Raw genomic sequence first — 13,977 nt, 5'->3', positions numbered from 1 at the left:
CACATGGCAATTGACCGGATTGAGGTGAAAGGGGCAAGGGCGCACAATTTAAAAAACATTGATGTAACGATTCCGCGGGATCAGCTCGTCGTCGTGACGGGTCTGTCCGGATCGGGAAAATCATCCCTTGCTTTTGACACCATTTATGCGGAAGGACAGAGGCGGTATGTTGAATCGCTTTCTGCCTATGCACGCCAATTTTTAGGGCAGATGGATAAGCCGGACGTTGATGCGATCGAAGGGCTTTCTCCGGCCATCAGCATTGACCAGAAAACGACAAGCCGAAATCCGCGGTCAACCGTCGGAACGGTAACGGAGATTTATGATTATCTCCGGCTCTTATACGCGAGAGTCGGTAAGCCGCACTGTCCGGAGCACGGCATCGAAATTACATCGCAAACGATTGAACAGATGGTTGACCGGATTCTTGAATATCCTGAGCGGACGAAGCTTCAAGTGCTTGCGCCGATGGTCTCAGGCAGAAAAGGCGCCCATGTTAAGGTCCTTGACCAAATCAGAAAGCAAGGGTATGTAAGGGTGCGGATTGACGGAAAAATGGCCGAGCTTTCCGACGATATTGAACTTGAAAAAAACAAAAAGCATTCCATTGAAGTAGTCATTGACCGGATTGTCGTCAAGGAAGGCGTTGCCGCCCGGCTTTCCGACTCACTGGAAACCGCCCTCCGCTTAGGAGAAGGCCGTGTCATGATAGATGTCATCGGCCAGGAAGAGCTGATGTTCAGCGAGCATCACGCCTGCCCGATTTGCGGTTTTTCCATCGGAGAGCTTGAGCCCCGGCTGTTTTCGTTTAACAGCCCGTTCGGCGCCTGTCCGACTTGCGACGGTCTCGGTTTGAAGCTTGAAGTGGACCCGGAGCTCGTCATTCCAAATCCTGAGCTCTCATTAAAAGAGCACGCCATCGCACCGTGGACGCCGATCAGTTCCCAATATTATCCGCAACTGCTTCAGGCGGTCTGCCGCCATTACGGCATTGATATGGAGACTCCGGTCAAAGACCTGCCGAAGCATCAGCTTGATAAAGTGCTGTACGGCAGCGGCAATGAACGGATCTACTTTAAATACGAGAATGATTTCGGACAAGTGCGGGAAAATGAAATTGAATTTGAAGGCGTGCTGCGCAATATTGAGAGACGGTACAAAGAGACAAGCTCCGATTATATCCGCGAACAGATGGAGCAATATATGTCACAGAAGCCGTGCCCGACGTGCAAAGGCTACCGGCTGAAGAAAGAAGCGCTGGCCGTTTTGGTCAACGGACGCCACATCGGAACCATTACCGAACTTTCCGTCGGCGATGCGCTGGAATTTTTCAAAAACCTGACGCTGTCTGAGAAAGATATGCAGATTGCAGATTTAATTTTAAGAGAAATTGTGGAACGGCTCAGTTTCTTAGATAAAGTCGGTCTTGATTATCTGACGCTGAGCCGGGCGGCGGGAACGCTGTCAGGCGGCGAAGCCCAGCGTATCAGGCTTGCGACGCAGATCGGCTCCCGTTTGTCAGGCGTCCTGTACATTCTTGATGAGCCGTCCATCGGTCTTCACCAGCGTGACAATGACCGTTTGATCAGCGCGCTGAAAAACATGAGAGATCTCGGCAACACACTGATTGTCGTCGAGCATGATGAAGATACGATGATGGCTGCCGATTATCTGATAGATATCGGACCGGGCGCCGGCATTCACGGCGGCCGTGTTATATCTGCGGGCACGCCTGAAGAAGTGATGAATGATGCGGATTCTCTGACCGGACGTTATTTGTCAGGGGCTCAATTCATCCCGATGCCTCCGGAGAGAAGAAAACCTGACGGCCGATACATTGAAATCAAAGGCGCTACGGAAAACAACCTGAAAAAAGCGAATGCCAAATTCCCGCTCGGCACTTTTACGGCGGTGACAGGGGTATCCGGTTCCGGAAAAAGCACGCTTGTGAATGAAATTCTGCATAAGGCGCTTGCGCAAAAGCTTCATAAAGCCAAAGCGAAACCGGGAAGCCATAAAGAGATCAAAGGCCTCGATCATCTTGATAAAGTGATCGATATCGACCAGGCGCCGATCGGCCGGACGCCGAGATCGAATCCGGCAACTTACACGGGTGTGTTTGACGACATCCGCGATGTGTTCGCGCAGACAAATGAAGCAAAGGTACGCGGCTACAAAAAAGGCCGATTCAGCTTTAATGTGAAAGGCGGGCGCTGTGAAGCCTGCCGCGGCGACGGCATCATCAAAATTGAGATGCATTTCCTTCCTGACGTGTACGTCCCGTGCGAAGTGTGCCACGGCAAACGTTACAACCGGGAAACGCTTGAGGTCACGTACAAAGGCAAAAGCATTTCTGATGTTCTGGATATGACGGTGGAAGATGCTCTGTCTTTCTTTGAAAATATCCCGAAAATCAAACGCAAGCTTCAAACGCTTGCCGATGTCGGACTCGGGTATGTGACGCTCGGTCAGCCTGCGACGACGCTCTCAGGCGGAGAAGCGCAGCGCGTCAAGCTTGCTTCTGAACTGCATAAGCGCTCCACCGGCCGGACGCTGTATATTCTGGACGAACCGACGACAGGCCTCCACGTTGATGATATCGCAAGGCTTTTGGTTGTGCTTCAAAGACTCGTCGATAACGGAGATACCGTTTTGGTTATTGAACACAATCTCGATATCATTAAAACGGCGGACTACATCGTCGATCTCGGACCTGAAGGCGGCGCGGGCGGCGGCACGATCGTAGCCTCCGGGACGCCTGAAGAAATTATCGAAGTGAAAGAATCATATACGGGCCGCTATCTGAAACCGGTAATGGAACGTGATAAAAAACGGATGAAAGCATTGCTGGCCGAAAAAGAAACGGCAGCCACTTAACAGATACAAGAACAGCCCAAAACCGATCGGTTTTGGGCTGTTGTGCTACAGGCTTTTCTTCTGTTGGGGAAGCTGTCTGCTTAAATGCATTAAGTCCTGCAGAATATGAGTGCTGCTGCTGTCCAGCAGCACTTTTATATATTGAATATCATGAGAAATGGGAAGAGGCGCCGCCTTGATCTGTTCCAGTTCAGCCAGCATTTCGCTGTTCATTCTTTTCTGTTCGCGAATCAATTTTCGCAGACTTTCTTCCGTTACTTGGTCGTTTCCGGGATCTTTCTCCATTTGGTATGTCCTCCTTGCATACGGTCAGGCTTTGTTACATATTGTAATCGGTTAGGGGAAAAGATTCTATAGTGAAATCTCTGAAATGAAAAATTACGTATAACGAAGCATGTCCTTTAGCATGAAAATGAAACCCGCCCATTCGTCATACGTATGTATAATGAAGGGCCTTTTACATTACCGCACAGGGAGTGTTTTTATTGAATCGAAACCAAGCGATCATCGCATCCATCTGTTATTTCAGCGTGTTTTTTGCGCCTCTTATTCTTCCGATTGTGGCTTACTTCGTCGTCGATGAAAAAGAGACGAAGCGGCATGCCATGCGCGCCCTGATTTCTCACATCATTCCGTTTGCGGGATTGCTGATTGTGATTGCCGGTGTTGTCGGAGGAGCGATTACGGCTCAGGGGGAGAGTATGGTTCCGGTTTTTGTTATGATAGCAGGAGCAGCTGTTTATTTTCTGATCCTCATCGGAATGGTCATTTGGAATATCGTGCAGGGAATAAAGGTATTACGCCAGGTGTAAGAAAAGTCGGGGGAGGAGTTTTATATGAAACAGGAGAAAGAACGGATTTTAAAGCTTGTGGAAGAAGGCAGGCTGACGGCGCAGGAAGCTTTGACGCTCATTGAAAAACTGGATCATGAATATAAAGAAAAAGAAGAGCAGATCACCGCATTATCAACGGAGGTCCAGGAATCTGCGGAAGATTTCAAAAGCGGGACAAAAGAAAGCCAAAAGCCGTCGCTCGGTGCTAAGCTGTTCGATTGGATTGATTCGGCTGTCAAAAAAGTGAAGGAAGCGGATCTGGATCTGAATTTCGGCCACGCACACGACGTGCAGCATATTTTTCAATTTAAAGACAGTGAATTCTCAGCCATTGATATGCAGATTGCAAACGGCAGCGTCAATATCGTACCGTGGGAGGATGAAGATGTCAGAGCGGAGTGCCAGGCGAAAGTGTACCGGGCGGACAGTCAGGAGGCGGCGCGCACCGCATTCCTCCAGCACATTGAGTGTGAAATGAAGGGCAATAAGTTTTTTGTCCGCACGGAAAAGAAAACGATGAAAACCAATGTCACGCTTTATGTTCCTCAGAAAGAGTACGATAAGATAAGAGTGAAACTGTTTAACGGACCGATCAGAGGGGAACATTTACATGTAAAAGAATTCTCGGCGAAAACGACAAACGGCGTTCTGTCGTTCTCTCATCTGACGGCTGAGAAAGCGTCGGCGGAAACGGCTAACGGACAAATCAAGCTGGCCGGCCATCAATGCGGCGCGATCGAAGCAGAAACAATTAATGGCTTGATTGATTTGCGCGGATCGAGTGAATCTATAGACGTCCAAAGCTTTAACGGCAATATCATCCTTACCGTGACAGCGCCGCACTGCCGCTCCATCTACACAAAAACGACGACCGGAAATGTGGAGATCGCCCTGCCTGATGACTCGGCGGTGAAAGCGGAGCTCAAAAGCAATCTCGGCTCTCTCAGCCACGAGCTGATTGATGCGGAGATTTTAAAGGAAAAGAATGATACCATTCAAAAAGAACTGATGCTGGAATCAAATCAAGGCCATGATCAGCATCTCTCGATTTTCTCAGAATCGTTAACAGGAGCCATTAAGCTCAAGCATACTCAGAGGTGATTGGATGAAAAGACTTTACCGTTCAGAAAAAAACCGTAAAATCGCCGGTGTCGTCGGCGGTTTGGCGGAGTATATCAATATGGATGCATCGCTTTTGCGCATCATAACCGTTGTATTAGCGCTTGTCACGAGCGGAATCGTGCCGATTGTATATATTATCTGGTGTTTTGTCGTACCTTTAGAAGGAGATTTGAAATAAATGATCAAATGGGCAGTCAGCATTTTAGTAAATGCTTTATTATTAATCGTTATCGCGGGATATTTTGATTCCGTCCATATCAGCAGTATCGGAGCGGCTGTCATCGCCAGTGTGATTCTTTCTGTGTTAAATGTGCTGATCAAGCCGATCATCGTCATATTGACATTGCCTGTCACGGTTGTGACCCTCGGCCTTTTTCTGTTTGTCATCAACGCCATTACGTTAATGATGACCGCTGCCTTGATGGGAGACAGCTTTCAGATTGACGGGTTCGGCACCGCCATTTGGGCATCCGTCGTGCTTTCCGTTTTCCACTTGCTGATTCAAAAAGGCATATTGGAGCCGCTTAGAAAAGGATAAAAAAAGAGCTGTCCCCGAGGGGGCAGCTTTTTTATGTGCGGTTACATAAGCGGAGGCCTCCTGACGCAACATAATGCATAGGGAGGTAATGAGATGAAACTTGTGATGACGCTCTTTTTTCTGATTGGTTTGCTTTGTGTGAGTCCTTCTGCGGGTGCGGCGCGCAAAGAATCGGCAATCCCGGTGAATCAGCAGGAATTCGGACAGCCGCCTCATTACATACCGCTTCTGGAGAATCCTCCCCAAATCGAAGTAAAGGCGGAAATGAAAAGAAACCTGTTCATACAGGCTCATGTACAGAATGCCGATTATCAAGCGTTTTCGGCGTTTCTTTTTTATAAACAAAGCAATGAGCTGGGATATAAGATGGTGCCGATGGAGCCCGCTCCAGGCGCAATCCGGCTGTTTACGGCCCAGGTTTCAAAACGGGATATCTGGAATGGAGAATTGGAATATTACCTCGTTTTCACCAACGGCAGACAGCGGGCGGAATCGGAGAAAAAGCGGCTGAAGCTGGACGGCTATCAAGCAGATTTGAATCATATTCCCGAGCTGATGATTACGGAGCTTGCCGTTGATACGAAAAATGAAGACGGCGCTGATGCCTATGAATTTATCGAGGTGTATAACACGACGGACAGACCCATTCACTTTAAGGATTATCATATCCGCTACCGCTACCCGAAGGAAGGGCCGGATTCAGATGTGATATGGAGGCCGAAAGAAGATATTGTCATTCCGTCAGGCGGCGCTTATGTGTTTTGGCTGAGACGCGCCGGATCAGAACTGACGGCAGATGATTTCAACCGCTATTACGGAACCCGCCTGGAGGAGGGAAAACATCTCGCCGTCATCGAAGGGACGGACGGAATGTCCAACGGCCGCCCGCGGACGGTGGTGCTGTCAGCAAACACCGGAAAAACCATCGCCTCAGCGCACTACCGAAAACACGCATTCCGCCGGCTGACTTCTTTGCTGTACAAATATCCGCTGAACGGAACGGGAGAATTGCTGAAGATCTCCACAAGCGAACATAAGCCGTCACCGGGCTCCGTTTTTCAGGCGCAGATCCCTCAGCAGAAAAGAGTGATCAAACCGGACAAGGAAAAACCAGTCATTGAAGACCTTACAGACAAAAAGCCGGTCCGGCCGGCAGAAAGCATTGAATTAAAAGCGGACATCCGGGACAAAAACCTTGTCAAAACAGCCGCGTTTTATTACAGAACCAATGAGAACAAACCATTCAAACGAATTCTGGCTGAAAAAGACCGCAACGACAGCTTATACCGTCACATTATTTATTCTCCGGAACTGCTCGGCCAGGATCAGCTGGAGTATTATATCGCAGCCGGTGACGGGGAAAATGAAGCAAAAACACCCGTCAAGATGATTGACATTGAACAGACGAGTAAATCACACGGACTCAGAATGAACATTGAACCGGAAGATACGATATCGGGCACCTATCTGCTCAAAGCCACATCTGACGCCGACGCGGATAAGATCAGGCTGTGGATTGACGGCAAGCGGCAGGAGACCCGGCCGGCGCTGGAAAAAGAGGTCTATTTCGCCTTTGATGCCCGAAAAACCAATCTTTATTTCAAAAACACCGTCATGATGGAAAACGAGGTGCTGCACATTTTTGACGATCCGGCTCACCGCTACAGAACGTATTCGGTTCTGCTTCCGGAACGTCTGCTACAAAAAGGGGGCAAAACGCAGAAAGTATCCATCCGCGCGGGCTCAAAGGTTTCTCCGTATGACACGGGGGAGAATCGGGATGATTTTATCGTGAAAAATGCCCGCCTGATCCTTTCAGACGGAACGTTGATCAAAGACGGGAAGCGGGATCCTGCTGAGCAGCTGTTTATCGGTGACGGGAAGCGGGCGAATCAGAGCATGACCTTCTCATTCAGCCTGCCGGATCATTTATTTACGTCGCGGCTTTTGCCATGGAATACGGCGAAGCTTTCTGAAGGCTATCATCAGATTTTTGTAAGCGACGGTGAGGAGCAGCTCAGTCAGTCTGTACGGGTGGACAATACAGGGCCGAAAATTGTTCCGGGTATCAAAGAAGGCGCGACATTGAAAGGTAACTTTGAGCTGAAAGCGGACATCCGTGATAAATGGAGCAAGGTGGAAGAAGTCAAAGCGTTTTTGGACGGAGAAAGCATCACGCTCCCGCATCATACGTCATCAGCCGATCTTAAGCCCGGAAAGCATACCCTTACCATCACTGCGGCAGACCTTGCCGGAAATGAAACAACGTCCGTCCGCACCTTCCATATCAAACGGGAGGAGCCGGATCAGCCGGAGCTTGCCGATCAAAACATAAGCGCCCATAAAGCGAAGCTGTCCGTCCGGGTAAAAGATCCGACGAAGGATGAGATGAATGTATCATTTTACCGGGGATTCCGTTACACCGCGCGGAATCCGGGCAGCGTGAGAGTGTATAAACACGCCTCATTAACAGAACCGCCGCAAGGCATAAAAGAAAATGAAATGCCGTTTACACTGCCGGAAATGAACCGTATCTCGGCAAATGACGGAAAAACAGTCTCATCAGAAAGCAAGGAACGTTTCCCTTATCACCGATTTGAAGTAACCGTTGACCCGTCTATTGACGAAACGGATCTGGCCGAGGCGGTCTGGAAAGGAAGCTCTCTGCCCGGCCGAAAGGTAACCATGTATATTTGGAATTACCGGACAAGCCGCTGGCAGGAGGCGGACAGCGGCCTTGCCAAAAATAAAAAGCCGTTTACGTTAAAAGCCGCCGTGTCCGCAGCGGATGCGGTGAAAAACTCAAAGATGAATGTCATCGTTCAGGATCAAATCCCGGCAAAAGGCAATTACTCGTTTGTCTGGATGTCCGATACACAGTATTACGCACAAGGGCACCCGAACATTTTTGACAAAATGACGGAGTGGATCAAAGAAAATAAGGAAAAGCACAATATCAAATATGTCTTTCATACCGGCGATATCGTCGATGATTCAATGGTAATGAAACAGTGGAAAAACGCCGATCATTCCATGCGGACACTTGATAAGGCGGGGATTCCGTACGGCGTGCTTGCCGGCAATCATGACGTCGGCCATAAAGACGGCACATACCGCACCTTCGGGGATTTCTTCGGAAGCCGCCGTTTTGAAAAGAACATGCATTACGGCGGGTCATACAAAAATAACCGCGGGCATTATGATCTGCTGTCGGCAAGCGGGAACGATTTTATTATGATTTATATGGGCTGGGGCATTGGGGATCAAGAGATTGACTGGATCAATCAAGTGCTTAAGCAATATCCGGACCGAACCGCCATATTATGTTTTCATGAGTATTTGCTTGTGAGCGGAAACCGAAGCCCGATCGGGGAGACGATCTACCAAAAAGTCGTTAAGCCGAATCGCAATGTGGCGATGGTATTGAGCGGCCATTATCATAATGCCATGAAAAAAACCGATGCCCTTGACGATGACGGCGACGGAAAACCGGACCGCCTCGTTCATCAAATTCTGACCGACTATCAGGACGGTCCTGAAGGGGGCCAAGGCTATATGCGCATCATGCAATTCGATCAGGCCGCCAATCAGGTTCACATGTTCTCCTACTCGCCGTATACGGATGACATCAATTACTATGACACCGATCTGTTCGCTGATAAAGACGAATTTTCAGCTGAAATGGATTTACAGCCGAAAATGAAAAAGGTAGCGACCGATTATTTTGAATGCAACGTTTATACGAACGAACTGCTCGGTCATCAAAAACACGTAAAAAGCGGAAAAACCGCAGAGTGGGTCTGGGACGGCCTGCAGCCAGAATCAGTTTATTACTGGTACACCGTCGTCAAAGATCCGTACAACGGCAAAACAATATCACCGATCTGGATGTTCAAAACGGGAAATACGCCGTATGCTCCAGCTCCGGATCAGCTTGATTTCAGGCATGTCTCCAACCCATAACAGTGAAATACCGCCTGCTGATCGCTCAGAAATCTGACGGTCAGCAGGATTTTTTCTGTACGGAAATAGCAGCGCCCTGCTGTAATAAGTGCTTTTGACTTTTTTATGTCCCTTTTCTATACTAAAATCGATTGGTTTTCTTAAATGCAGGAGGAAACATAATGAACAGTAAAACCGGGACAAAAGAAAGAATTATTCAAACCTCTGCATATCTTTTTCAGATTCAGGGATACCATGCGACAGGTTTGAATCAAATTATAAAAGAGAGCGGAGCACCCAGAGGGTCTGTGTATCATCACTTTCCAAACGGAAAAGAAGAACTCGCCATTGCGGCGATCAGACATACGGGAAGATGCGTTGAAAAGCAAATACAGAATAGTATGTCTGAATTCGGGGACCCTGTAGAAGCCATTCAGCACTTTATTCATGTAACGGCTGAACAGTTTAATGATCCTCAGAATATTGAGGGCGTGCCGGTTGGATTGCTGGCGGGTGAGACCGCTCTGATCAATGAAACGTTAAGATGCACATGTGTTGAGGTGTTCAAGAAGTGGACGGATGTGTTTGCGGCAAAATTTCTTGAACATGGATTTGAACAAGAGGAAGCGGAGAAGCTTGGGATGACAATCAACTCGATGATTGAAGGCGCAATCATGTTTTCACTGGCTCACAAAAACAAAGAACCGCTGCTGCTGATTTCAAAGCAGGTTCCGTATATTGTCCAAAACAGAGGGTAGCATTTTAGTACTCTTTTCTTTATAAAAATAGATACCAGAACCCCAGCCTCTCCGTTTTGACAGAGTCATAGAGAATTGATTTGAAAATGGCAGATCAAAAAAACATCTCCAACCCGTAACGGTTGGAGATGTTTCATTTCACCCTGTCCATATAATGCACGAATGTGTAGCGGTCGCCTCTGTAGGCGGATTTGACATGCTCAAAGGCAGTGCCGTCCTGCAGATAAGTGGTCCGCTTGATATAGAGGACGGGCGCGCCGGGCTGGATTCCGAGCAGTTCGGCTTCTTCCTCGGAAGCGGCTCCCGGTTCAAGCTCTTGTTTGGCGTGTGAAATCGGCATCTGATTGTACGCTTCGATGTGCTCATACATGGATGATTGAAAATGGGAGGCATCCAATTTCCCCGCCTTGTCAAACGGGATGTACGAGGCTTCGATCGCCATCGGGATATCATTCGCCAGCCGGACGCGGATGATTTTATGAAGCGTTGCCGGACAGCCGCATCCCAGGATAGAAGATAACTCTTCCGTCGCCTGAATCAGCTGGTATTCGGCAAGTCTGCTCCCCGGCTTCATGCCCCGGCTTCTCATATCTTCGGTGAAGCTTGTCAGCCCTTGAAGCGGCTGCTCCATCTTCAGTTTGCTGACGAAGGTTCCACGGCCTTTCTGTCTGTATAAAAATCCTTCATTCACCAAATTGGAAAGCGCCTGGCGCACCGTCATGCGGCTGATGCCGAATTGTTCGGCGTATTCCCGTTCCGACGGAAGCAGCGCATCCGCTTGCAGCTCGCCGTTTTTGATTTGGGTTTTCAATTGTTCCATAATCTGAAAGTAAATCGGAATCGGAGATTGTTTATCAATCTGCATAGGTCAAATCCTTTCAATCGCCGCCCGCAGCCTCTTCATCAATCAAGACCGTCACATCCGGGTGTTCGTGCAGGGCGGAGGCGGGGAATGCTTCAGTGACGCGCCCGTCCAGAAGCTGCTTCACCGCTTGGGCCTTGCTTTTTCCGGATGCCATGATCAAAATCCGTTTGCCGGACAAGATCGTCCTGATCCCCATTGTCACGGCTTTTTCAGGAACTTGATCGATTGACGGAAAGTACCGCGCATTCGCCCGTCTTGTCTCTTCATTCAGCTCAACGACATGGGTTCGGGATTCAAATGGCGTTCCGGGCTCATTAAAGCCGATATGGCCGTTGTGTCCGATGCCTAAAAGCTGAATATCCGCTCCGCCGAGTGTTTGAATCAATCGGTCATAGCGTTCACATTCAGCCTCAAGATCGTCTGCCCGTCCGTCAGGGAGAAAGCGGCGGTCCTTTTTGCTGTCGATATGTGCAAAAAAATGTGTATTCATATAATAATGATAGCTGTTTTTGTCCTCGGGAGAAAGCCCGGCGTATTCATCAAGGTTGATCGTCGTGACATCCCGGAATGACAGACCCTCGGAGCGGTGCATCCGCACAAGCTCTTTGTATACGCCTTCAGGGGTGCCGCCCGTCGCAAGCCCGAGAACGGCATCCGGCTTTTGTTTAACTGTTTCAGCAATCATCTCTGCGGCTTTTTCACTTAATTCTTCATAATGTCTGCATGTGATGACGTTCATGTCCAATCAGCTCCTCCTGAGATATATGCGGTGTTTCCTCGGCAAATCGTTGCCAGCACGCCGCACTGTCCGTCCGTCAAAACAACGTCGGCGTCTTTTCCTTCCGCAAGGCTTCCTTTACGGTCAAAAATGCCGAGCCGGCGGGCTGCATTTGCTGCTGTCATATTAGCTATATCCAGCCATGAGCAGTTCGTAAACCTGCGCATGAGCGCCGCGCCTTCATTCATTTTTAAAATGGAACCGGCCAGCGTCCCGTCAGAAAGAAGCGCTTGGTCTCCGCAAACGGTGACTCTTTGTCCGCCGAATTCGTATTCTCCGTCCTTAAGCCCTTTTGCCCGCATGGAGTCTGTAATCATGATCAGGTTTTGGCTTCCTTTCGCCAAATAGGCAAGCTTTACAGCTAAAGGATGAGAATGAATGCCGTCAGTGATCAGCTCCGCCGTGATGCGGCCGCAGGCGAGCGCCGTACCGATGCCCCCCGGCTCACGGTGGTGAAAGGAGCTCATGGCGTTGAAAAGGTGTGTCATATGCAGCGCTCCGGCATCCGCCGCTTTTTCTAAAAGATCGGCTCCCGCGTCTGTATGTCCCATTGACGGGATGATGTTCCGGTCTTTTAAATAACGGATCAGGCTGAAATCAGGATCTTCTTCCGGCGCAAGCGTCACGATTTTAATCAGCCCTCCGGAGAGACGCTCCCATTTCTGAAAGAGTCCGGCATCGGCCGGCGTAATCCATTGTTTCGGCTGTGCTCCCGCCTTTTTCGGAGAGACAAACGGTCCTTCTAAATGAATGCCGATCAACTCAGCGCCTTTATGAGCCTGCGGTGAGGAGTCCGTCCATTCCTTGGCGTTTTTAAGCGCTTTTTCAATGTTTTCGTGCTGCTGTGTGATCGTTGTCGCTAGAAAAGCGGTTGTTCCTTCTTCGGGCAGCCGGGCGGACATTGTATCAAGAGCTGCAACATCAGCATCCATCGTATCCGCGCCGTATCCGCCGTGAATATGAATATCAATCATTCCGGGAAGCGCATACGAGCCCGCGGGCGCCTTCCATTCCTTCTCATACGTTTCTTGCGGTCTTGTTTTCCCCGCGTAAGAAATGATGCCGTTCTTTATACCGAGAAATCCGTTTCGGATGATTTCCTCTTCTGTTACGATGTCCGCACCGCTGATTAACAAGCTTTCAGCCACTTTAAAACACGCCTTTCTTGTTAGTTGTTAGTTTTATTTTACTCTTTTTCAGACTAGTTATCTAGACCAGTTATGCCGGAATTGTATAAATCTGTTTTGGTTCAGACGGTAAAGTGATAAAATATAACTGTTCAAAGCTCGGAACATCCCAGAACAGGAGGAACATATCTTGGCAAAGGTTCGGACCAAAGACGTAATGGAGCAGTTCCATTTAGAATTGATCAGCGGAGAAGAAGGGATTAACCGCCCGATTACGATGAGTGATTTATCACGGCCCGGTATTGAAATCGCCGGTTATTTTACATATTACCCGAGAGAACGGGTGCAGCTTTTAGGAAAAACGGAGCTGTCATTTTTCGATCAGCTTCCTGAGGAGGATAAAAAACAGCGGATGGAATCGCTGTGCACCGATGTGACGCCGGCTATCATACTTTCCAGAGATATGCCGATCCCGCCGGAGCTTGTAGAAGCATCCGAGAAAAACGGCGTGCCGGTGCTGAGATCCCCTCTGAAAACAACCAGACTGTCAAGCCGGCTGACGAATTTTCTTGAGAGCCGTCTCGCGCCCACAACCGCCATTCACGGCGTGCTTGTGGATATATACGGCGTCGGTGTGCTCATAACGGGAAAAAGCGGTGTCGGTAAAAGTGAAACGGCCCTGGAGCTCGTCAAACGCGGCCATCGTCTTGTCGCGGATGACTGCGTCGAAATCCGGCAGGAGGATCAGGATACGCTCGTCGGAAATGCGCCTGATCTGATTGAGCATCTGCTTGAAATCAGGGGTCTCGGCATTATAAATGTCATGACGCTGTTCGGAGCGGGCGCTGTCAGAAGCAATAAAAGAATTACAATCGTCATGGACCTTGAGCTTTGGGAGCAAGGGAAGCAATACGACCGTCTCGGACTTGAAGAAGAAAAAATGAAAATCATTGATACGGAAATTACAAAACTGACCATTCCAGTCCGCCCTGGGCGAAATCTCGCTGTTATTATCGAAGTTGCGGCGATGAACTTCAGATTGAAGCGGATGGGCTTAAATGCCGCCGAGCAATTTACGAATAAGCTGGCGGATGTCATTGAAGACGGCGAACAAGACGAATAGGAGTTGGCAATAAT

12 protein-coding genes are annotated in these 13,977 nt (G+C 49.0%); 8 read left to right on the top strand and 4 right to left on the bottom strand.

What is annotated here, in order from left to right; all coding sequences use genetic code 11:
- Positions 1 to 3 precede the first annotated feature (3 nt).
- Positions 4 to 2,877, top strand: a complete 2,874-nt coding sequence (gene uvrA / locus AADZ70_RS12265) for an excinuclease ABC subunit UvrA (protein ID WP_342007109.1) — start codon at positions 4 to 6, stop codon at positions 2,875 to 2,877.
- A 45-nt stretch (positions 2,878 to 2,922) separates the two neighbouring features.
- On the opposite strand, the gene AADZ70_RS12260 is transcribed toward uvrA, so the two are convergent.
- Positions 2,923 to 3,162 carry a hypothetical protein gene (locus AADZ70_RS12260; protein WP_016937799.1) on the bottom strand — a complete coding sequence of 80 codons (240 nt, stop codon included), beginning with the start codon at positions 3,160 to 3,162 and terminating at the stop codon, positions 2,923 to 2,925.
- 200 nt (positions 3,163 to 3,362) lie between these two features.
- On the opposite strand from AADZ70_RS12260, the gene AADZ70_RS12255 reads away from it, so the two are divergent.
- From AADZ70_RS12255 to AADZ70_RS12230, 6 genes are all read left to right on the top strand, one after another.
- Entirely contained in the window at positions 3,363 to 3,689 is a 327-nt protein-coding gene (locus AADZ70_RS12255; protein WP_016937800.1) for a hypothetical protein, read from the top strand.
- A gap of 24 nt (positions 3,690 to 3,713) precedes the next feature.
- Positions 3,714 to 4,811 (top strand): DUF4097 domain-containing protein, encoded by a 1,098-nt coding sequence (locus tag AADZ70_RS12250; protein ID WP_064778549.1) that lies wholly within the window; start codon positions 3,714 to 3,716, stop codon positions 4,809 to 4,811.
- Positions 4,812 to 4,815: 4 nt separating this feature from the next.
- Complete coding sequence (locus AADZ70_RS12245) at positions 4,816 to 5,010, top strand: PspC domain-containing protein (RefSeq protein WP_003151448.1); 195 nt, start codon at positions 4,816 to 4,818, stop codon at positions 5,008 to 5,010.
- Positions 5,011 to 5,370 (top strand): phage holin family protein, encoded by a 360-nt coding sequence (locus AADZ70_RS12240; RefSeq protein WP_014418984.1) that lies wholly within the window; start codon positions 5,011 to 5,013, stop codon positions 5,368 to 5,370.
- A 93-nt stretch (positions 5,371 to 5,463) separates the two neighbouring features.
- Positions 5,464 to 9,333 (top strand): metallophosphoesterase, encoded by a 3,870-nt coding sequence (locus AADZ70_RS12235; RefSeq protein WP_327814656.1) that lies wholly within the window; start codon positions 5,464 to 5,466, stop codon positions 9,331 to 9,333.
- 161 nt (positions 9,334 to 9,494) lie between these two features.
- Positions 9,495 to 10,070: a TetR/AcrR family transcriptional regulator gene (locus AADZ70_RS12230; protein WP_045925873.1), complete on the top strand. Its 576-nt coding sequence runs from the start codon at positions 9,495 to 9,497 to the stop codon at positions 10,068 to 10,070.
- Positions 10,071 to 10,203: 133 nt separating this feature from the next.
- On the opposite strand, the gene AADZ70_RS12225 is transcribed toward AADZ70_RS12230, so the two are convergent.
- The 3 genes from AADZ70_RS12225 to nagA are packed head-to-tail and all read right to left on the bottom strand — an operon-like array spanning position 10,204 to position 12,861.
- Positions 10,204 to 10,935: a GntR family transcriptional regulator gene (locus AADZ70_RS12225; RefSeq protein WP_327814654.1), complete on the bottom strand. Its 732-nt coding sequence runs from the start codon at positions 10,933 to 10,935 to the stop codon at positions 10,204 to 10,206.
- Between the two features lie 13 nt (positions 10,936 to 10,948).
- Positions 10,949 to 11,674, bottom strand: a complete 726-nt coding sequence (nagB, locus tag AADZ70_RS12220) for a glucosamine-6-phosphate deaminase (RefSeq protein WP_327814986.1) — start codon at positions 11,672 to 11,674, stop codon at positions 10,949 to 10,951.
- Complete coding sequence (gene nagA / locus AADZ70_RS12215; RefSeq protein WP_342007108.1) at positions 11,671 to 12,861, bottom strand: N-acetylglucosamine-6-phosphate deacetylase; 1,191 nt, start codon at positions 12,859 to 12,861, stop codon at positions 11,671 to 11,673. Before nagA ends, nagB begins: the two co-directional genes overlap by 4 nt.
- Positions 12,862 to 13,030: 169 nt before the next feature.
- On the opposite strand from nagA, the gene hprK reads away from it, so the two are divergent.
- On the top strand, positions 13,031 to 13,963 hold the full coding sequence (gene hprK, locus AADZ70_RS12210; RefSeq protein WP_013353746.1) for an HPr(Ser) kinase/phosphatase: 933 nt from the start codon (positions 13,031 to 13,033) through the stop codon (positions 13,961 to 13,963).
- Positions 13,964 to 13,977: the final 14 nt, after the last annotated feature.

Origin of the sequence: Bacillus sp. YBsi01, assembly GCF_038406745.1 — a bacterium.
In the GTDB taxonomy this organism is placed as follows: domain Bacteria; phylum Bacillota; class Bacilli; order Bacillales; family Bacillaceae; genus Bacillus; species Bacillus siamensis.
Note: the sequence above shows the minus strand (reverse complement) of the source record. Positions and strands in the feature narration are given on the sequence as shown.